Source organism: Patescibacteria group bacterium, assembly GCA_028707495.1.
Lineage (GTDB): Bacteria > Patescibacteriota > Patescibacteriia > UBA2591 > JAQWAS01 > JAQWAS01.
Genome location: JAQWAS010000001.1, coordinates 92,248 through 112,326, shown reverse-complemented (window position 1 = coordinate 112,326; position 20,079 = coordinate 92,248). Strand labels below are relative to the sequence as shown.

The following is a 20,079-nucleotide window of genomic DNA, read 5'->3' as shown; positions in this document are numbered from 1 at the left end:
ATTTTAATCAAGCGGTTTATCCACTACTGGTTGGCGATCGAAATAATATTTTAAGAATTCCCTAGCGATGGGTGAAGCATACAAACTGCCATCACCGGCATTTTCAATTAAAACCGTAATAACAATTTCCGGATCATCATAAGGCGCATATCCGGTAAACCACGAATGTGGTAATTTGTCACCACCCACCTGAGCTGTACCGGTTTTACCTGCTGCGCTAATTCCCCAAGCCGAAAAACTGCTGGCGCTACCGTATAAAGTTGTCTCGTGTAGGCCCTGTTGAACTATTTCTAAATTTTTAAAATCAACTAAATTTTGACTTAAAATTATTGGTTGGTGCTGTTGAATTAAATGTGGTTGATAAAGCGTCCCATCGTTAGCAATCGCTGCGGTATAATTAGCTACTTGCAATGGCGTAACCAACACATCACCCTGTCCAATACTCAAATGATAAGTGTCGCCAATATACCACACTTCATTTTTAACTTCTTCCTTCCACTCTTGAGTTGGTAAAAATCCACTTTTTTCATTAGCCAAATCTATGCCCGTAACTTGGGTCAAACCAAATTTTTTTAAATAATAATTTATCTTTTCCAAACCTAAACCTTGAAAATCTTGGTAACCGCCACCAATATAATAAAAAAAGGTATTAACCGATTCAGCGATGGCTTTAGTCACATTTGTTAAGCCATGCCCGCCAGCTTTCCAATCTGGGAAAAACCATTCACTTATCCAAAAACCACCTACGCTTAAAAAACTGGTATTTCGATTAATAATTCCCTCTTCTAAAGCTCCTAAAGCGATTAAAGGTTTAATAACTGAACCAGGTGGATATTCTCCTTGGATAAATCTTTTAAATAATGGCTGATCGGGATTGTTAAAAACCTGTTCAAATTCTGACTGTGAAAAACCGGTCACAAATTTATTATTATCAAAGGTTGGAAAAGAATTTAAGGCTAAAACACTGCCATCACGAGGATCCATAGCTATAACCGCACCCCGAACTAAATTATTTTTATCTAAAATTCCTTGCGTAATTTCAGTTAATCTAAGTTGTAAATCTAAATCCAAGGTTAAATATATATCTTGACCTGATTGAGGCGCACGACTATCAATAACACGTGCAACTTTACCGATAGAATTCACTTCAACCTTTTCGACACCATTTTGACCTTTTAAAAATGGTTCGTAAAAATATTCTAAACCGGTTTTACCAATTAAATCTTGTGAAGTATAATTTTCTTTTTCAAGCTTTTGAATCTCTTCGCTAGAAATTATACCAATATAGCCCAAAACGTGCGCCAAGGCTTGCGGATAAAGATATTCACGCGATTCTTGAGTTACAATGTTAAAACCCGGCAAATTGTTTTCCTGGGTTTTAAAAAGTAAAGCCGTTTGATAATCCAAAGTTTGATCAAAAACAATTGGTTGGTACGAATATTTTGAAACTGTTGCCAATCTATCTTCAATCTTAGATTGAATAATGTGCGTTTGATTGCTAACTTGTTGAATTAAATTATTACGCTCGGTTATGTCTAATGGTAAATCAGCTGGCACAATTTGTAAAAAAAACCTAGGAACATTTTTAACTAAGGGTTGATTATTGCGATCATAAAAAATTCCTCGTGGGCTTAAAATTGTGTGTAGACGAATCCGATTGCCTTCGGCCAGATTTAAATAATAATCGTTTTTTACTATTTGCAAAAAAAATAATCTACTTGCCAAAACAATTATACCCAGAAAAAAAACAATAAAAATCCAAGTAATATTTTTAGAATTAAAACTAAGTTTTAAAAATTTTGCTCGGCTGGCACTGGTAAAATCACCCTCAATTTCATGCTCCTTTAGTTTGCCGACTGAATATTCTTTAAAATTTTTATCCAATTGTGGTATAAAAGGGTTTACTTCCTTCATGTAATTGATCAATTTTATTTTTAAAAATAAAATAAATTAAAATTAAAAAAATACTATTTATTAATATGTGTTGCAAAATTTCTTTTAATATTTGCCAGCTAAAAACAAAACTAGATGTTGTTGACCAAAATAAATTTAATACATAAAAACCTAGCCATAAATATATATAATAAAAAACTATATCAATACATAAAAGCAAAAATAAACTAACCACCTGATTAGCAATAATAATTTTCTGAATTAAAAAAATATTAACTAACCAAATTATACCAAAGTATATCAGTAGAAAACCATCATTCAAAGGTAAAATCAAATCTAATATTAGACCAACTAATAAAAAATAAAACCAAGTGTGTTTAATTTTAATAAAAATTAAAAAAATTAAACCAACTAAAATCAAATTTAAATTTTTAAAATACGGAACTTGATTTAAAAAATTAAGCTGAAATAAAATAATTAATCCAGCTAAAATAAAATAAAAAATAAATTTAAACGATTTTGAAGCTTTATTCTGCATGTGGAATTAAAACTGTTACTAAATTAATATGATCAAAATTAATTAACGGTTCAATTAGAGCAGTTTTAAATATTTTTTGTAAATTAGTTTCTTCAATTTCTTTAACTCGACCTAGAATTAAATCACCTGGCATTCCTGGCTCAAGACCAGAAGTTATAACTAAGTCTCCTTGGTAAATTTCTTGATCTTGTGGAATTAAATCCATTTTTAAATTTTGATTATACATACCCTCAACTAAGCCCGTTGTTTGCTGTTGACTAAGAATTTTAGCGGCTATTTTGCTTTGATTAGCTAAAACTGGCAAAACCCAAGATTGATTTTTTTCAACTTTAAAAATTTTACCAACCAAAAATCCTTCAACCGTATTTTGATTAGTCTGGCGTGGCACGATAACAGCATAATCTTTTTTTAAATTATCCTGCCAACCTCGATCAATAATCCATAAATTTTCTTGGTCAGTATTGTTTAAATAACTCGGACTAGTTTTACTAATTAAATTAGCTAATTTATAATCATAATTTTTTTGATTAAAAAAATCTAAATTTTGACGTAAAATTTGGTTTTCTTCTTTTAATTTTAATAAAGCCACTTGATCTAGCGCTAAATCTTTAATTTCCAATTCTAATTTATTTTGTATTTCAGCAAAGCTTTCGCGATATTGCCACCAACCAATTGAATCGTTAACACGTTGGCTTAGGCCATAAAAAGCTCGACTGAAAGGCTGAGTAATTTTAAATACTATATTTTTAAAACCTGATAAAATTCCAAAAAATAATAAAAAAATAAGCAGAAGTATAACAAACCCCGCCAGTTTAAATTTTGATTGGTTAAACCTTGACATAAGTCAAAATAATTTAAACTTAAAAATTTAAATTTTGTTTTCTTTTGCTTCTTCCTTGGCAGATGGAATCAAAACCTCTTTTAAGGTTTCTAAATTTTCTAAAATAGCTCCCGTGCCACGCACAACTGCCGTTAAAGGATCGTCAATTAAATTTACTTGAATATTAATTTGTTGACTAATATATTGGTCAATGTTTCTTAATAAAGCACCGCCACCACTCAAGAAAAGTCCCCGTTCATAAATATCTGACACTAATTCTGGTGGTGTTACCTCTAAAACGTATTTTATATTATCAACTATAATTCTTAGTGATCGATTAATGGCTTCTAGTACCTGTCCCTCATTTAAAACTATCTCTCGTGGTAAGCCAGTATTTAAATCACGACCCCTAACTTTTAATTCTTTTAACTCTTTTTCTACCACCGCCGAACCAATTTTAATCTTTAATCTTTCAGCCGTTTCTTCGCCTAATAAAATATTTAATTCGTCTTGGGCATACTGAACAATATCTTTGTTCAATTCTTGACCAGCGACATCAATACTTTTTTGACTAACAATACTTCCCAAAGAAATCACCGCAATTTTAGTTGTGCCACCCCCTAAGTCAACAATCATATAGCCGGTCGGCTGTTCAATTGGTAAATGAGCGCCAACCGCTGCTGCCAAAGGCTCTTCGACCAAATAAACACGTTGAGCTCCGGCCTGCAAAATAGCATCTTCAACTGCCTTTTTTTCAACCTCCGTCACGTCTAATGGTAAACCCGTTACAATGCGTGGGTGAGGTAAAAATAAATTTTTAGTTTGATGAACTTTATCAATAAAATAATGAATCATTTTTTCAGTAGCCTCAAAATCAGAAATTACTCCACGTTCTAACGGTCGAGTCGCTAAAATATGTTCTGGCGTCTTCCCTAACATTTTTTTAGCTTCATCGCCAATTGCTAAAATTTGATCTGATTTAGTATTAATTGCCACGACTGATGGCTCATTAATTACAATTCCTTTATCTCTGACATAAACTAAAGTATTAACTGTTCCCATATCAATCCCCATGTCGTGTGCTCGAATAAAATGACCCAATAACTTTTTAAACATATTATTTATTAATAATTTTAATTATATCTTGAGCTTTAATTAATTTAATATCCTGACTGGTTCGCTGTTTAATTTCAACCTTATCTCCCGTCTTATCGCTTACGACCAATCGCCACGGTAAACCGATTAAATCAGCATCTTTAAGTTTTGTACCTGGTGAAACCTCGCGATCATCATATAATACTTCAATATGCCGTTTTTGTAAAGTTTCATAAATTTTATCGGTTAATTTCTGTTGACTAGCTAAATTTAATAAATGAACTTGATAAGGTGTAATTTCTTGTGGCCAAATTATTCCATTAGTGTCATGATGAATTTCTACCACGGCTCCCATAATTCTCGATGGTCCCATACCATAACAACCCATTAAAACTGGTTGAAGCTGGCCATTTTCGTCAGTATAATTTAAATCAAAAGCTTGAGAAAATTTAGTACCTAATTTAAAAATATTTCCCACCTCAATGGCTGTTTTTTCTTCTAATTCTAGGTTGCCACATTCCGGACATTTTTTACCTTCAGATTTAATTAGTTCTTTATTTAAAGCGTTGTGACATTTATTACAAAGATAGATTATATCTTCTCCAGTTTTAGCCAAAGATTGAAATTCGTGCGAATATTTTGAAAAAACACCACCAGACGCATAAGTTAAATAAGTCATCTCGCCCAAACCAACTCGTTTAAAAATTTTAAAATAAGCTTGTTTAACTTTTTCGTAATATTCATCTAAATTCTTTTCATCTAGATGAAAAGAGTATAAGTCTTTCATACTAAATTCTCGACCGCGCAATAAACCCGATTTAGCGCGTGGTTCATTACGATATTTGTCTTGAATTTGATAAACATAAACTGGTAAATCTTTATATGACTGAACAAAATTTTTAACTAAAGGTGTAACCACTTCCTCATGAGTTGCACCTAAAACATAATCCTTATCACCAATACCTTTTAATTTAAACAAAGCATCAAAATTGTCATAGCGTTGAGTTTGTTGCCAAATTTCTTTTGGGGTTAAAGCGGGCATTAAAATTTCTTGTCCACCAATAGCGTCCATTTCATCTCTAATAATATTTTTAATTTTATTTAAAACTTTCAAACCTAAAGGTAAATATGAATAAACCCCAGCCATGGTTTTATCAATAAAGCCAGCTCTAATTAAAAGCTGGGAATTAACACTGATTTCATCTCGAGGTATGGTTTTAGTTGTTTTGGTAAATAATTTTGATTGTAACATAATTTTAAGCTTTCAAATTTAAAAATATTTTTAAACGCTCACCTTCTTGTTTTACCGTCTCATCATCATATTCCCCACTATGTGCCGTCTGCCTTCCGTAACTTACACTTTTTTGATCTAAGTGTAAATTTAAAATTAATTCGCCCTGGGGATTATTTTCAATATAAATATGAAATCTTGGATAATGATAATTACCCAACGGACGCACATAACTCAATTTATTATTCATTCTATCATGAATTAGATGATAACTACAAGAGCGCATTAAGTCCATGATCTCTTTGGAAGATGCGTCAATTTTAAAGGGTAGGTTGATCTTCATAAATTTTATTAAAATATATATTTAACTATATCGCGATAAGTTATCAAAACCATCAAAAGAATTAATAAAATAAAACCGATACTATGGATTAAATTTTCTATCCTTTGATCAACCGGCTTGCCACGTAATTTTTCAATAACTAAAAATAAGACTCGTCCCCCATCTAAGGCTGGAAAGGGCAAAAAATTAATAATTGCCAAATTTAACGACAAGATGGCTACAAAATTTAAAACATACATCCAACCTAAATCTACCAGTTGACCAGTCCAAACCGCTACTCCAATTGGCCCGGCCACACCCTCTGGCACACCAGCACCTAAAATTAAATTTTTAATTATCGTAAACAAGGCTACAACAATATACCACAACAAACTGATAGTTGTGGTTATACCTAATAAAATAGCTCTATACCATGGATATGAGACAATGCCAGTTTCCGATAAACTTACTCCAATTTTAGCTGAGGTCTGATCGTCGTTTTTAATTGGTACGATGTCTTGATTAATTTTATCTTGACCTCTTTGTAAAGTTAAATTAATATTTTGAGACTGATGTTGATCAACGTATTGCTGAATTTCTGAAATATTTTTAAATTCTTGATCATCAATCGCAATTAAAATATCTCCCATTTTAATCCCCCGTTCATCAGCTGGCGAATCAGCCAAAACTTCAATAATTTGAATGTGTCTATTTTTTATTCTAGCGCTGTTGGGCAAGTCACCATCTAAAGACTGGGGTAAACCAACCGAAAAACCAACCGAAAAAATTATAAAAGCTAAAATTACGTTCATTAAAACGCCAGCTGATAAAATTAAAGTTCGACGCCAAATTTTTTGATAACTAAAACTGTCTTTATCTTGATTTGATTCACCATTTTCACCCTTAATTTTAACAAAACCGCCAAGCAGAATCCAATTTAAAGAATAAATTGTGTCATCAGAATAAATATCTTTGTTGCCCAAAAAAAATTTTCGTTTATCTCCAACCTTCCGCCAACCACAGATGCGTGGCGGAAAACCAAAACCAAATTCCTCAGCTTTAACTCCAAATTTTTTAGCAGTTAAAAAATGGCCCAATTCGTGCACAAAAACGATTAAGCCTAAAACTAAAACAAAAACTAAAATAGTTGTTAGCATATTTTATTATTTTTTAATCAATGATTAAATTTAAACTGTAATAATCTCTTTTTCTTTATTTTCGCCAATCTCTTTAATTTTATCATTATATTCGCCGGTAAATTTATCCAATTCCTCAAATAAACGATATTTATCATCTTCGGTTAATTCTTTATCTCTAAACTTTTGCATAATTTCATCTCTAACCTCATCTCGCAAATTTCTAACTGCAATTTTGGCCTGTTCCAAACGTTGATGTAAAACTTTGGTTAATTGTTGTCGACGTTCCTCGGTTAAAGCTGGTAAATTAATTCGAATCAGTTCTCCGTCCACATTCACGCTCATTTCAATTGGTGAATCAATTAAAGCTTTTTCAACATTTTTTAAAATACTCTTATCCCAAATTTGAATAACTAACGATCTCGCATCACTCACCGTAATACTCCCTAATTGCTGTAAAGGTGTTTGAGTGCCATAAGATTCAATTTTTACATTTTCAACTAAACTCGGTTGAGCTCGACCAATGTGTAATTCCTTCAATTCGGTTTTTAAATGTTCAATAATTTGGTCAAATTTGGCATTGTGTTGTTCAATGATTTGATTCATAAAATTTAATTTAAAAAATTAATAATTAAATAATTAAATTGCTAATTACAAGCCCGACCGAAATAAGCCACCCTTTTTTTCTTCAAATTTAGTCACACCCATATAAATAATTTGACCATCATCTAGGTCTACTTTTAAACTGGTGGGTGTTCTGGAAGTTGGTAAATTTTGAGTAATCCAAGTGCCTCCTCGATCAGTGGTTTTATAAATATTATTTTTAGTTCCGTAATAAATATAATTATCATTTTGCGGATTTACAGCTAAAGAATAAAAAACCATACTATTGGGTGCTGACAATAAATTAAAGGCTTGCCAAGTCTGTCCCCCATCTAAACTTTCGACCAAACCATAGTTAGTTGCCATTAAAATAGCATCGCGATGAGCATAATTTAACATAATCTGATAAATAGTTGTAATACCCTTATATTCCTTTTTAACTTCGCTATTAATAATATCCTGCCAATTGGCACCTAAATCAGTCGTTTTAAAAACACCCTTATCTTGTGTCACTATATAAATAATGCGTGTATCATTTTTATTAATCAATATTTTATTAATGGGATTGTCAAATTTTTCGACCACGTCCCAACTGTCACCATTGTCTAAACTACGAATTAATGTCCCGTCTGATCGACCAGCATAAACTTTACGTGCATCATAGCTGTCTATGGCCAAACTATTAATTCCTGCGCCAGTTGCCTCAGTATAAATATTTTGCCATTGATTCCCTGCGTCCCAAGTTTTATAAATTAAATTACCAACCGCTAAATACAAAATATTGCGATCACTCGGGTGAGTAGCTAAAGAACTAATATTACCAGCTGGATGAATTTTAGTCCATTTTTCAGCTCCATCATACGAGACATGCAAACCTTGGTTGGTAATAATATATAAAATTTGACTTTCTTGTGGATCAAAAATAATTTCTTTGATATTGGCTAAATCAATGGTGCGTACTTCGGTTTTTTTTGATAAAAATTTTTTAATTTCAATTTGCTCAATGAAATTTTTTTGTTGCCAGCTTTCAACGCCAATGGCCCCATCGACAGCCTTAAAAATACCACCATTGGGTGCGTCTTTTTGAGTTTTAATTGTAATACATCCAGACAAAGGTAAGATTAAAATTAAAATTGTTATAAGAAATAAAATTTTCTTAGACATAAATTTATATTGAAAGAATTAAATTTTCTAAAACCAATTTAGGATTTAAATTGCGCTTTAAATACATGCCCGTCTGTTGTATATTATATAAAAATTTGGTTAATTGTTGAAGTGTGTAATCTGAAGTAACTTGGCGTAATTGATTTTCAAATTCTAGATAAGTTATCGCCTGACTTAAATTTTTTTTAATTAAAATTAGATCCCTAACAATCAAACTCCACATCATCAAATCTTCTTGCCATGAATTTTGAGATTCAATAAAAGTTTTTTGTTCGCCAGCCAGTTGCTGAATATATTTAAAACGCTGATTTAAATTTTGATTAACTAAAATTTGATTTACAAATTCCTTCGCTCGTTTAGTATGTTCAAGCCAACTATCGGTTTGCTGAATAAAATTCATCGCTATGCCTGGCCGACCCAGACTCAAAGCTACAATTTTTTCAATATCTAATTTATTTAATTTAGAATTATCTTTTAAAAATTGACTAATAGTCTGACGGCTAACTGTTTTAAAATTTAAAGTTTGGCAACGTGAAATAACTGTACTAGGAATCAACTTGATTTGATCGGCAATTAAAATAATAATCGTGTGCCAACTAGGCTCTTCCAATGTTTTTAATAAGGCGTTACTGGCTTCGGTAGTCATTAATTCTGCTTGCTGAATAACGGCTATTTTATAAGAGTTTAAAAACGATTCTAATCTTAATTTTTGGCGTAATTCCCGAATTTGTTCAATGGTAATGTTTTTTTTATCTTCATTTCGAGTCAACCAAATAATGTCTGGATGGATATTTTTTTGAATTTGTTGGCACAAAACGCATTGTTGACAAGGCCGTTGTTCGGCTGAACAAAAAATAGATTGAATAAAATATTTTGCCACAGCAGTTTTACCTAAATGTTGTGAACCATAAAATAAATAAGCATTCATTAAATTATCTTGTTGAATACTGTGTTGTAAAAAATTGACTATATTTTGATGGCCACAAATTGGCCAATTAAATTTAATCTGCGACATATTGAATATATTTTAGCATAAATTTAGTTGTTAGACAAACTAAAAACCACGTAATATATATTAAATAAAAAAACCACCAACAAAAATTGATGAGTTTAAAAAATATAATTTTATTTTACTTCTTTTTGTGGCGCGCTCTTTCAATAGCAGTTAGCATTTTTTTTCTTAAACGAATATTTTTAGGCGTCACTTCTAAATATTCATCTTCTCCAACAATACTTAGCCCACGTTCTAATGAGATTTCAAGTGGATTAACTAATTTTATGGCATCATCAGCACCGGAAGCACGCATATTAGTTAAAGCTTTACCCTTGATTGGATTAACAACCATATCATTTCCCTTGGCAACATTTCCGATTACCATACCCTCATAAACTTCAACATTTGGTCCGATATATAAGGAACCTCTTTCTTGTAAATTAGCTAAAGAATAGGCTGAGGATTTGCCTAAAAATCCAGAAATCATTGAACCTAGCTCATTTTTTTCTATTTCTCCGACAAAGGGTTTAAAATCTAAAAAATGAGTACATAAAATTCCTTCACCACGCGTATCAACCACAAATTCATTGCGATAACCAAGTAAACCGCGCGTTGGAATTTCAAAAATTAAACGACTTTGATTATGATGATTTTTTATATTAATTAATTGACCTCGTCTTTTAGAAATTTTTTCAATTACGACACCTGAATTTTTTTCTGGCACATCAATGGTTAATTCCTCGAATGGTTCAAGATCCAGACCATTTTCTTTTTTAATGATAACTTTTGGTTGTGAAACTTGGAGTTCATAACCTTCACGTCGCAAATTCTCAAGTAAAATAGCGATATGTAATTCTCCTCGACCGCAAACATTATAATAAGCTGTTTCTGAAAAATCTACTTTAAGACCAACATTCACCTCAAGTTCTTTTTCTAAACGCTCTTTCAATTGTCGACTGGTTACAAATTTTCCTTCTCGGCCAGCAAAGGGCGAATTGTTAACTAAAAAATTTAAAGAAATTGTCGGCTCGTCTATTTTAATATCCGGCAGAGGAATTTGAGATTCATTTTCAACCAGAGTTTCACCGATATTAATATTTGGAAATCCAGCAATCATTACAATATCACCAGCCACAGCTTCTTCGACTTCTTTTCTTTCCAAGCCATGAAAAGTAAAAAGCTTGGTTATTTTACCACTCCGATTATTTTTTTCTGAATTAATTATTTTTATTGTTTGACCATTTTTAACTTTTCCAGAATAAATTCGACAAATAGCACATCGGCCTAAAAAATTATCATAAGCTAAATTAAAAGGTTGAGCGCTAAATAACTCATCAACCATCTTAGCTGGAACCGGCACAACTTTATCTAAAATTAAATCTAAAAGTGGGTTTAAATCAGTTGATTCATCTGCTAAATTCAATTTAGCTATGCCTAGTTTTGAAGTGGCAAAAATAACCGGAAAATCTAACTGTTCATCGCTAGCTCCCAAATCTAAAAATAATTCAAAAACCATCTCTCTAACTTCTTCTGGTCGAGCGTCAGGCTTATCAATTTTATTAATAACGACAATTGGTTTTAATCCAAGTTCTAATGATTTTTTTAAAACAAACTTAGTTTGAGGCATGGGACCCTCTTGAGCATCCACCAAAAGAAGGACGCAGTCAATTGAACGCAAAATTCGTTCAACTTCAGAGCTGAAATCAGCGTGGCCAGGCGTATCAACGATGTTTATTTTAGTTCCATTATAAAAAACCGATGTATTTTTAGAATAAATCGTAATGCCCCTTTCTTTTTCCATGTCATTGCTATCCATCGTCACTGACCCATCTGTCATGCCAGTTTGCTTCATTAAAGCATCAGTTAAGGTTGTTTTACCATGATCAACATGTGCGATGATAGCAATATTTCTAATTTCCATAATTTAATTATTATTTAAAAAAATTACGAATTCACGTAATTTCTTAATAAAGAATATATACGAATTTTTAATTATACTTTAAATTATTTTTCTTGTCAAGATAATAAAAAGCCGCCGACAAAACTGTCGACGGCGTTATACCGAAAGAAAGCTTTAAGCTTCTTCGAGTCCCATTTCTGCGATTGCATTTTCGAAGCGCAGACGACCCTCAGAGTCTTTGTTGGGAAAAGTGTTGCGCCACATCTGAATAATCAGATCCATGGCAGATTGCTCTCTTTGTTCCTTCGTGTCCTGATTGTAATACACCCCTACAACGAGCTTGATACCCAAATTGAGCATCCTGTATTCATAGTTGGTGTATACTAACATGCGAAGGATAAATTCGATATCCTCCATGCCGCCCTTGTCATCACACAAGTTGTTGAATAGACCGAGAAGTTTTTTAAACACCTCAAATCTAATCACCATCCCAGTGTTACGGGGGTGACGGTATGATCTCCCGAGACTAACCTGATTGCCCTGACAGTAACCGACAAAAGAACTACCTACTACGCCGACGCGTTGACTGTCAGTCAAAACGTCCAACATAGTAACCAGGTGTTTCTTGGTGATCTTGGTTTCTACCGACAGATTCAGCACGAACTCGACAGTGGATCTCTCAGAGAGATTTTCCATTTGAATCTTGTAGATCGCCGCATTAAGCGCATTACACCAGGTATATCCATCTTCCATCTCGAAGACTTCCAACCTAGGATCGTTCTTATATTTTTTGAGCCAACCCTTGGTTGACCCCTTATCCTCGGTATTCTTAACCACCACGTAGATCTTTCCCACACCCATATTCAACAGATTTCGAATTTGCTGCGTAACATGAGAGTTTTTGTAACTACGCACAACTACTGCTGTGTGTTTGAGTTTACCTTCTCCGAGCATGAAATACCTCCTTGTTCCTCCTGGGAACAATTTTAAATGAAACATTTTGTTCCTGAAATTACCCTCCTAGGATAATCCAGGCATTAAACGAACTATCTATATGTTATCATAAATTATTTTTCTTGTCAAGGGGATAAGGTAATGTGTACACACATATTGCACTTTTTGCTAAACTAGGGGCATGTCTAAAACTATGCCCAAATCAACAATCGAAGAAAAACTTCGTTGGATTAAACCAATCCTTGATGGTAAAATTACCATTAAAAATATGGTTCAAGTTTGTCCCTTCTGTGAAAGGACTCTTAAGTATTGGTTAGCTAACTTTAAACAGTCTGGTTTAGCTGGTCTAGTCAACAAGTCAACTCGCCCTAAAAGCCATCCCCAAGAGACGTCTATTCGAATCAAAGAACAAGTTATTGAGTTAAGACAAGAAACAGGTCTGTGCGCTCAAAAATTAGCCTGGCGCTTAAATAAACAAGGGATTCATCTTCATCATCGCACTATTGGTAAAATCATCAAAACAGAGGGTTTAACACGTAAATATCGTGTGCGTAAAGTTAAATACAAGTATGTTAAAGCACAACTACAACCAGGTGACTTAGTTGAGATAGACGTTAAATATGTGCCTCAATTACTAGGTTCTAGGCGTTTTTACCAGTTTACAGCTATTGACTGTGCTACACGTTGGCGCTATATTAAAATCTATGAAGCCCAAGGCAATCATTTAAGTCTAGATTTTTTTAATCAAGTTATTCAAAACTTCCCTCATAAAATCTTAGCTATCAAGACTGACAATGCTTCGATCTTCACTAATCGTTATACGGGCTATATTAAAAGTATCCATCCACTTAATCCACGCCTACACATACTTGATTTAGAATGTCAAAGATTAAACATACAACATTATCTGATTGATCCTGGTAAGCCTGCTCAAAATGGACACGTAGAGCGTAGTCATCGTACCGATCAAGAACAATTCTATAACCAGGTTAAATTTAATAGTTTTGAAGAATTAAAATACAAGATTAAACTTTGGAATATGTATTACAATGATTTAGAACATTGTGCCTTAAACGGTCTAACTCCTAATCAAGCCCTTGGTTTGAGGGTGCAAAATGTATGTGTCTAAAACAATAAAAAACCGCCATTGTAGCGGTTTTTAAGAAAACTATAAGAACGTTGGTAGAAATTGATCAAAGGCCATTCCTAAAAAAATAAATTCTACCAGCAAGGTCATGAAAATGAAAAATTTTTTGATTCTAGAGTTGAGAGTCTTATCGCTACTTACCGAAGCTATCATTATAATTATAGCGGTAATTGTTCCCAAAAAAACTATTATACTCGCAATTGGATTAACAAAGCCGATAAAAATACCGACAACAATTGTTACGACACCATCGGCTGCCCCAATTTCAACTTCAGAATTAGCTAATATGAGTAGAGAAAAAAAGAATATTACCCCCATTGAAATCTCATAACTAAGTTTAAAAACTAATCTGGTTATTAAATACAGTATAACAGTTAGAATAACGGCCACCAATTCGCTTACGAAATATTTTTTCATTATGCCTTCTCTCCTTATTTTTTTATTGTATTCTATAAAGAACTTTTTATATTATTTAATATTGTTATAAACCTATCACATAATTAATCTCTTGTCAACACATCCAAAACTCTTTGCGCACATTCCTGCCAAGAAAACTTTTTAATTTGCTGAAAACCTTTTTTAATTAATTCTTGACGCAAATTCTCATCTGTATCAATTTGATACATTTTTTGAGCCAAATCATTATAATTTTCTGGATCAACACACAAAGCAGCATCTGCGACCACCTCTGGTAATGAAGCTGCTCGAGAAGTTATCACTGGTACGCCACACGACATGGCTTCTAAAACTGGAATGCCAAAACCTTCGTATAAAGATGGAAAAATAAAAGCTCGACAACCGTTCATTAAATAGTTTAAATCTCTTCTGTCAAGCCAACCTAAAGTTAAAATGTCTTTTTTAAATTTTGATTTCTCAATAGCTTGTAAAATTTGATCTGCGCCAGCTCCCCTATTGCCAACTAAAATTAATTTAAAATTTTGGGCTGATTCAAATTTATTTTTAAAAATTTCAAAAGACTTAATTAAGCCTAAAATATTTTTTTTATATTCCAAGCGTGCGATATTTAAAAAATAAGGTTGAGTGATGCTATATTTTTCTAAAATTAGTTGAATTAAGTTTTTATCTTGAACAGATTGATAATTGCCCGCATCAAAGCCATTGTAAATAACTTGGATTTTGTCTGGCTTAATTTTATAAAATTTAACGATTTCTTGTTTGGAAAATTGGGAGACTGTAATTATTTTTTTAGCATGCTTTTTGATAAATTTTAAAGTCCAGTTGTGATACAATTTATCTTTCCAGTTATATAATTTTGGAAAACGCGCAAAACCCACATCGTGAATAGTCACGATTGAATTTTTCGGATGTAAAATTGGAATAGTGTGAGCTGGAATAAATAAAACATCTGGTTTGTATTTGCTAAATTTCATAGCCCAAGATAATCTAATTTGCGTCCATAAATACCGTGGTGGCCAATTTAAAACTACCTCTTGAAAATTAGCCGGGCAATCGCCTAGTTCGCCTTTTAATTTTTTGTTGGTATATAAAAAATATTGATTGTGTGAATCAATTTTTTTTAAATTTTGGATTAAATGATAAGCATACCATTCGACTCCGGTTTTATGTTTTTTATTGGCGCGTGAAGCGTCGATACCGATAAACATAAACTTATTTTAAAAATTAAACTTATTTGATAAAACAAACATTGAAACATCCTCGTCGCGCCCCACCTTTCGTGATGGGCGGGGTCGATGCCAATCAGCATAAACTTATTTTTTGGATTTATCCAATCCCATGGCAAATTTAAATTCAGTCCCAATTAAATATCCTTCTAAATCATCTATTCTCTTTTGATTTTCTTTTCTGGCCTTTTTAGATGACAAAACTAAAGCTTCTTCTTGTAGATTAGTTAATAAAAACCTAGCTGGCATTATAATGCCCATATCTATAGATTCTTTAATCATAGGATCTAAAATCTCTATTGGAATATCTCTCCAATATAATTTAACATAATCTCCCAACTTACGATCTACAAACAATCTGTCCTCTAAACTAATAAAATTTGGATTATATTTATCTCGTGCCACCACATCATTTTTAAATTCATCCCAAGCCCGCTGTAAAATTTCTAAAGATTTTTCTATCCCCTCAGGATCTTTTTTCTCGGAAAATAAAACCGCTTGAGCCATTTCTTGATCAGCATAATACATAATTAAATCATATTTAGAAATTACCATTTCATTATATACATCTGTCGAATCAACGTAAAATTCTTTAAAAGCGTCCAAAACATCAATTTGTTCATTAAAATTAAACAATTCAACCGTACCAAAAGTAGTGCCCAAAAAATTTTCTCTTTTACCCCCATGGTCTTCATCTCCCGCCTCCAAATTATCGTTAAAATTCCCCAAATTATCGTCAAAGGTTGTATCTAAAAATGACATTTTAATCGTGGTTGATTTATCATCTTGATGTAATTCAAAAACCACATTATACGCATGCATTATGTTAAAATTCGGCACCTCTTTAACTAAAATATTTTCTAAATATGACGATTTGGATATTTCTTTTATTTCATCAAAAATTAATTTATATAAAACAGCATAATGCCGACAAACACCCTTTTTATTTTTAATTAACATTTGATCTAAGGGCATTTCACTTATCTCTTGATCAATACTATCCGAATAAACTACAGCATCAAGCCAATTTGCTCCGTATTCGTATTCTAAATTATCTTCCGTGATTTTAGCTGTGAGTAAAATTAATTCTTGAGGTGTAATTTTGTCGAGCTCAAAACCTAATTCCTCTGATTTTAAAATTGCTTGCTCTGAAACAAAATCATTAAAACTTTGGCGATCTTTAATTTCATAATTAACACCAGACATCTCTACGGCTGTAGTGTCTATTTTTTCAAAAACCGGTGATTGAAATTTATGACTCGTTGTGTCAATTCCAATTTCATTTAATGGAACTAATTTCAAACAATATCCCTCTTTGACTTCTTTATTTTTTTCATCTTCATCATCAATAAACAATTCCCAAATATTTTTTTCATTATCAATATTAAATTTAGCTTTAGCTAGGGTTGCTTCTGGACTAGCTGTTGCCAAACAAATCATACCGTAAAGCACAAAAGTCCTAGCTTTAGCCGAGGACTTCTTTAAAATTTCTTTAGCTTTTTCTTTGAGTTTTTCAAAATTTTTTAACCAAAAAGATTCTGGTTCTTTTAATTTTTCTTCCGTATTAATTAATTTATCAGCTTGATTTATTCTATCATTTTCAATATCAGGTTGTGATTTGTAGTCAGGTGATCCTTCCATATTTATTTATTAGATAACAAACTTCTCTTGTATGAATCCAAATTATCTAAGGCTAAACCAATTCCTCGAATGACACATAAAATCGGTTCATCCGCAATATAAACTGGAATATTTAAAGCCTGAGAAAATAATTTATCTAATTTGCGTAGCTGTGATGAACCACCAGCTAAAACAATACCCTTATCCATCACGTCAGCCGAAAGTTCTGGAGGCGTATCCCGTAGAACCATTTTGATAGCAGAAATAATGTTTTCTAATTCTATTTGAATAGCTTCAGTTACATCATTAGAAGTAATTGTCACTGTATACGGCAAACCCGTAATAGTATTGCGACCCCTGACTCGCATTTTTAATTTATTTTCTAAGAAAAGAGCTGAACCAATATTAATTTTAACTTGTTCAGCGGTCGCTTCGCCAATATCTAAATTATAGCGACGACGCACGTGTTCTAAAATAGCCATATCAAATTTATTACCAGCGACTCGAATTGAGCTGCTAGCTACAATACCGCCCAAAGAAATAACAGCAATTTCGCAAGTTCCACCACCCATATTTACAATCATATGTCCTGAAGCTGATCCAATTGGAATAGAAGCCCCAATGGCTGCCGCAATTGGTTCTTTAATAATATAAGCCGCTTTAGCCCCCGCCGCCATGGCCGCATCAATCACCGCCCGTTTTTCAGTTGAAGTCGCACCGCCGGGTGTACAGACCATCACTTCGGGACGAAAAAAACGAAAACCGGTTAAAGTTTTATTAATAAAATATTTTAACATAGCTTCAGTGGCTCGATAATCGGCGATTACTCCATCTTTCATGGGTTGAGAAGCAATAATTGAATCTGGTGTGCGACCCAACATGTCTTTAGCTTCTTCGCCTACGGCTAATATTTTTTTATCAATTTTAGAAATAGCAATGACCGATGGTTCGTTAATTGCCACCCCACGTTTGGGAATATGGACCAAAGTGTTAGTTGTCCCCAAATCAATACCTATTTTTTTACTAAACATAAGTTTAATTTTTATAGTCTTGTATTATAGCAAATTTAAAAATTTATTTCAATCGCCAAATCTTGTTTTAAATTATTTTCAATTTTAACTTGTTGTTGATTGATTTGCTGAATATACACATCTGTAGCCTTAGTTTGACTAATTTTTTTATTAAATTTTAAATCAACATTTAGACTTACATTTTGCATACCCGATTGTTTTTGAATATATAAATTATAATCTTTAAATTGACTAATTTCTTTTGGTAAACGATATGTAAATCCGATTTCTTTTTCTTGACCCAAGGGAACCATAATTAAACCAGCTAAAACGGTTTTATTATTTTCTGTATATATTAAAGGCTCAGCTGAGGCTGGCGTACCTTCATTTTTTATAAAACCATAACTGTCAATTAATCCTATATCTTTGGGTAAATAAATTCTAACATAATTTCGATAATCATCGGTTTGCCAATCCTCATTTTGACCCAAATTAGTATAATGAATTTTTAGTTGCACTATCAAATCATCTTCATCGGGATAAACTTGATAATTTATTTGACGTTGAATTAAACGATCGGTTTTTAAACTACGTAAATTAGTATCCACCAACATCAAATAATCTCCCGCCAAATTTTTTATTTCGCCCGTACAATTATGTTGTTCAAAATAATTTTGTAAATTTTGATCCGTAAAATAAAAAGTTAAATTACGTTGATTGATATTATTCTGTGTAATATTAACTAGCGTTAAATATTTTTCCAAAGGTAAACTTAAAATTTGTTTAAAAATAAAAGCGTATAAATCATTTAAAATTTCCTTACGCTCAGCCTGCGGAATGCCCTTTTCATAATATGTCATCTCAACCTCTTCTTGTAAAAGTTGAACAAAATTATCACTACTGAATTCTATATTATTGATTTTAATCGGACCAATTAATTCCACTAGATTAACTACAAATTCTGGATTAATCGCTATCACCCCATCAATTTGCTGTAGGTCTAAATTAGCTACTTGTCTTTCGAGTTGATAAAAATGAATTATATTTTGAGCTGAGGTGGGAAAATCTGGCCACCAATTGGCATCTCGTAAATACCAATCACACCAATGCGCGTGCTGACACAAAGGCTCTGGGGATGATTGATTTAAATCACCCTCAACTAATTTATCGAGATTATAGACGTCATCTATTTTCAATTCTTTGATTTCTGCATTTTGTAATTTTAAAATTCCATAACTACCGATAAAACCGCCCGTTGGTCTTAATTCATTATTATTTTGTAAAATTATTAAATAATTTTTTTCTTGAGGATAACCCAAGGCTTGTGGCGCAATATTTAAAAAATCAACTATTTGACCAACTAATTTATAGGTTGATTTCAAATCTTTAACATACACATCAATTAATTCTTCAGCTTGTTTAAAGGTTGAATAATCATCAATTATTTGAATTAATTCTTGAGAAACATTAATTTTTTCAGTTGCTAAAATTAATTGTGTATGATTCGCTTCTAAATAATTTAAAATTGTTAAACGTTGATCTTGCAAAACATTTTCTAATGATTGGGCTTGACTAATAATTTGCAATAAATTATCTGCTATCGGTAAAATTATTTTTAAAGTTTGTGTCGTGTTTTGCCCTAACATTAAAAAATTTTCAATTAAAAAAACCTGTCGCCTAACCATCGGCAATTTATCTAAAATTAATAATCTATCTAGCGCCGACAATTGTTGATTTAAAATGTAATCAGCCTGATCGATGTTTTGATTAATAACTTGATAATCCTGACGCATTAAATCATTTTGCACGGTGACAATTAAATCTTTAGCTTGTAAACTGTTTTGAATAACATTTTTAATTAAAAATAAATCTTTAATACTAAAACCAATTAAAATTAAAATTAAACAGAAAAAAATCGTTAAGCCAATTTTAACTTTGCGCCAGCGTGGCCGGTTAATTTGTTGGTCTAAAAAATTAGTTGCTTGTTGCTGAAAGGTATAATAATCCAT

At 32.2% G+C, this 20,079-nt stretch carries 18 protein-coding genes; 1 reads left to right on the top strand and 17 read right to left on the bottom strand.

What is annotated here, in order from left to right; genetic code table 11:
• Positions 1-3: 3 nt before the first annotated feature.
• The 12 genes from mrdA to PHS07_00500 all read right to left on the bottom strand — a co-directional run bounded on the left by mrdA (position 4) and on the right by PHS07_00500 (position 12,695).
• The gene (mrdA, locus tag PHS07_00555) at positions 4-1,914 is read right to left on the bottom strand and encodes a penicillin-binding protein 2 (GenBank protein MDD4606818.1); all 1,911 of its coding nucleotides are present in this window, start codon (positions 1,912-1,914) and stop codon (positions 4-6) included.
• Positions 1,877-2,431: a hypothetical protein gene (locus PHS07_00550; protein ID MDD4606817.1), complete on the bottom strand. Its 555-nt coding sequence runs from the start codon at positions 2,429-2,431 to the stop codon at positions 1,877-1,879. The genes mrdA and PHS07_00550 overlap by 38 nt, the downstream gene beginning before the upstream one ends.
• Positions 2,421-3,272 (bottom strand): rod shape-determining protein MreC, encoded by an 852-nt coding sequence (locus PHS07_00545; GenBank protein MDD4606816.1) that lies wholly within the window; start codon positions 3,270-3,272, stop codon positions 2,421-2,423. Before PHS07_00545 ends, PHS07_00550 begins: the two co-directional genes overlap by 11 nt.
• Positions 3,273-3,299: 27 nt before the next feature.
• Positions 3,300-4,367: a rod shape-determining protein gene (locus PHS07_00540; GenBank protein ID MDD4606815.1), complete on the bottom strand. Its 1,068-nt coding sequence runs from the start codon at positions 4,365-4,367 to the stop codon at positions 3,300-3,302.
• A gap of 1 nt (position 4,368) precedes the next feature.
• On the bottom strand, positions 4,369-5,598 hold the full coding sequence (locus PHS07_00535) for a His/Gly/Thr/Pro-type tRNA ligase C-terminal domain-containing protein (GenBank protein ID MDD4606814.1): 1,230 nt from the start codon (positions 5,596-5,598) through the stop codon (positions 4,369-4,371).
• 4 nt (positions 5,599-5,602) lie between these two features.
• Positions 5,603-5,920: a hypothetical protein gene (locus PHS07_00530; protein ID MDD4606813.1), complete on the bottom strand. Its 318-nt coding sequence runs from the start codon at positions 5,918-5,920 to the stop codon at positions 5,603-5,605.
• An 8-nt stretch (positions 5,921-5,928) separates the two neighbouring features.
• On the bottom strand, positions 5,929-7,056 hold the full coding sequence (rseP, locus tag PHS07_00525) for an RIP metalloprotease RseP (GenBank protein MDD4606812.1): 1,128 nt from the start codon (positions 7,054-7,056) through the stop codon (positions 5,929-5,931).
• Positions 7,057-7,086: 30 nt separating this feature from the next.
• A complete protein-coding gene (gene frr, locus PHS07_00520) occupies positions 7,087-7,641 on the bottom strand; it encodes a ribosome recycling factor (GenBank protein ID MDD4606811.1) in 555 nt (184 codons plus the stop codon).
• A gap of 45 nt (positions 7,642-7,686) precedes the next feature.
• The gene (locus PHS07_00515) at positions 7,687-8,802 is read right to left on the bottom strand and encodes a hypothetical protein (protein MDD4606810.1); all 1,116 of its coding nucleotides are present in this window, start codon (positions 8,800-8,802) and stop codon (positions 7,687-7,689) included.
• Positions 8,803-8,806: 4 nt separating this feature from the next.
• Positions 8,807-9,817: a DNA polymerase III subunit delta' gene (gene holB / locus PHS07_00510; GenBank protein ID MDD4606809.1), complete on the bottom strand. Its 1,011-nt coding sequence runs from the start codon at positions 9,815-9,817 to the stop codon at positions 8,807-8,809.
• A gap of 115 nt (positions 9,818-9,932) precedes the next feature.
• Positions 9,933-11,717: a translational GTPase TypA gene (typA, locus tag PHS07_00505; protein MDD4606808.1), complete on the bottom strand. Its 1,785-nt coding sequence runs from the start codon at positions 11,715-11,717 to the stop codon at positions 9,933-9,935.
• A gap of 153 nt (positions 11,718-11,870) precedes the next feature.
• Positions 11,871-12,695, bottom strand: a complete 825-nt coding sequence (locus PHS07_00500) for a hypothetical protein (protein ID MDD4606807.1) — start codon at positions 12,693-12,695, stop codon at positions 11,871-11,873.
• Between the two features lie 136 nt (positions 12,696-12,831).
• Here PHS07_00500 and PHS07_00495 point away from each other — a divergent pair, with 136 nt between their 5' ends.
• Positions 12,832-13,779 carry an integrase core domain-containing protein gene (locus tag PHS07_00495; GenBank protein ID MDD4606806.1) on the top strand — a complete coding sequence of 316 codons (948 nt, stop codon included), beginning with the start codon at positions 12,832-12,834 and terminating at the stop codon, positions 13,777-13,779.
• A gap of 39 nt (positions 13,780-13,818) precedes the next feature.
• Here PHS07_00495 and PHS07_00490 read toward each other — a convergent pair whose 3' ends face one another.
• The 5 genes from PHS07_00490 to PHS07_00470 all read right to left on the bottom strand — a co-directional run bounded on the left by PHS07_00490 (position 13,819) and on the right by PHS07_00470 (position 20,079).
• The gene (locus PHS07_00490; protein MDD4606805.1) at positions 13,819-14,214 is read right to left on the bottom strand and encodes a hypothetical protein; all 396 of its coding nucleotides are present in this window, start codon (positions 14,212-14,214) and stop codon (positions 13,819-13,821) included.
• An 83-nt stretch (positions 14,215-14,297) separates the two neighbouring features.
• Positions 14,298-15,422 (bottom strand): glycosyltransferase family 1 protein, encoded by a 1,125-nt coding sequence (locus PHS07_00485; GenBank protein MDD4606804.1) that lies wholly within the window; start codon positions 15,420-15,422, stop codon positions 14,298-14,300.
• Between the two features lie 105 nt (positions 15,423-15,527).
• A complete protein-coding gene (locus PHS07_00480) occupies positions 15,528-17,081 on the bottom strand; it encodes a hypothetical protein (protein MDD4606803.1) in 1,554 nt (517 codons plus the stop codon).
• Positions 17,082-17,083: 2 nt separating this feature from the next.
• Positions 17,084-18,091: a rod shape-determining protein gene (locus PHS07_00475; GenBank protein MDD4606802.1), complete on the bottom strand. Its 1,008-nt coding sequence runs from the start codon at positions 18,089-18,091 to the stop codon at positions 17,084-17,086.
• A 35-nt stretch (positions 18,092-18,126) separates the two neighbouring features.
• Positions 18,127-20,079 carry a DUF4012 domain-containing protein gene (locus PHS07_00470; protein ID MDD4606801.1) on the bottom strand — a complete coding sequence of 651 codons (1,953 nt, stop codon included), beginning with the start codon at positions 20,077-20,079 and terminating at the stop codon, positions 18,127-18,129.

What these genes read in the sequence shown, in the direction of transcription:
- PHS07_00535 (MDD4606814.1), bottom strand. Translation starts at nt 5,598, where the DNA reads ATGTTACAATCAAAATTATTTACCAAAACAACTAAAACCATACCTCGA.
- PHS07_00495 (MDD4606806.1), top strand. Translation starts at nt 12,832, where the DNA reads ATGTCTAAAACTATGCCCAAATCAACAATCGAAGAAAAACTTCGTTGG.
- PHS07_00485 (MDD4606804.1), bottom strand. Translation starts at nt 15,422, where the DNA reads ATGTTTATCGGTATCGACGCTTCACGCGCCAATAAAAAACATAAAACC.
- PHS07_00550 (MDD4606817.1), bottom strand. Translation starts at nt 2,431, where the DNA reads ATGCAGAATAAAGCTTCAAAATCGTTTAAATTTATTTTTTATTTTATT.
- frr (MDD4606811.1), bottom strand. Translation starts at nt 7,641, where the DNA reads ATGAATCAAATCATTGAACAACACAATGCCAAATTTGACCAAATTATT.
- PHS07_00530 (MDD4606813.1), bottom strand. Translation starts at nt 5,920, where the DNA reads ATGAAGATCAACCTACCCTTTAAAATTGACGCATCTTCCAAAGAGATC.
- PHS07_00480 (MDD4606803.1), bottom strand. Translation starts at nt 17,081, where the DNA reads ATGGAAGGATCACCTGACTACAAATCACAACCTGATATTGAAAATGAT.
- PHS07_00490 (MDD4606805.1), bottom strand. Translation starts at nt 14,214, where the DNA reads ATGAAAAAATATTTCGTAAGCGAATTGGTGGCCGTTATTCTAACTGTT.
- typA (MDD4606808.1), bottom strand. Translation starts at nt 11,717, where the DNA reads ATGGAAATTAGAAATATTGCTATCATCGCACATGTTGATCATGGTAAA.
- mrdA (MDD4606818.1), bottom strand. Translation starts at nt 1,914, where the DNA reads ATGAAGGAAGTAAACCCTTTTATACCACAATTGGATAAAAATTTTAAA.
- holB (MDD4606809.1), bottom strand. Translation starts at nt 9,817, where the DNA reads ATGTCGCAGATTAAATTTAATTGGCCAATTTGTGGCCATCAAAATATA.
- PHS07_00475 (MDD4606802.1), bottom strand. Translation starts at nt 18,091, where the DNA reads ATGTTTAGTAAAAAAATAGGTATTGATTTGGGGACAACTAACACTTTG.
- PHS07_00545 (MDD4606816.1), bottom strand. Translation starts at nt 3,272, where the DNA reads ATGTCAAGGTTTAACCAATCAAAATTTAAACTGGCGGGGTTTGTTATA.
- PHS07_00500 (MDD4606807.1), bottom strand. Translation starts at nt 12,695, where the DNA reads ATGTTTCATTTAAAATTGTTCCCAGGAGGAACAAGGAGGTATTTCATG.
- PHS07_00470 (MDD4606801.1), bottom strand. Translation starts at nt 20,079, where the DNA reads ATGGATTATTATACCTTTCAGCAACAAGCAACTAATTTTTTAGACCAA.
- PHS07_00515 (MDD4606810.1), bottom strand. Translation starts at nt 8,802, where the DNA reads ATGTCTAAGAAAATTTTATTTCTTATAACAATTTTAATTTTAATCTTA.
- rseP (MDD4606812.1), bottom strand. Translation starts at nt 7,056, where the DNA reads ATGCTAACAACTATTTTAGTTTTTGTTTTAGTTTTAGGCTTAATCGTT.
- PHS07_00540 (MDD4606815.1), bottom strand. Translation starts at nt 4,367, where the DNA reads ATGTTTAAAAAGTTATTGGGTCATTTTATTCGAGCACACGACATGGGG.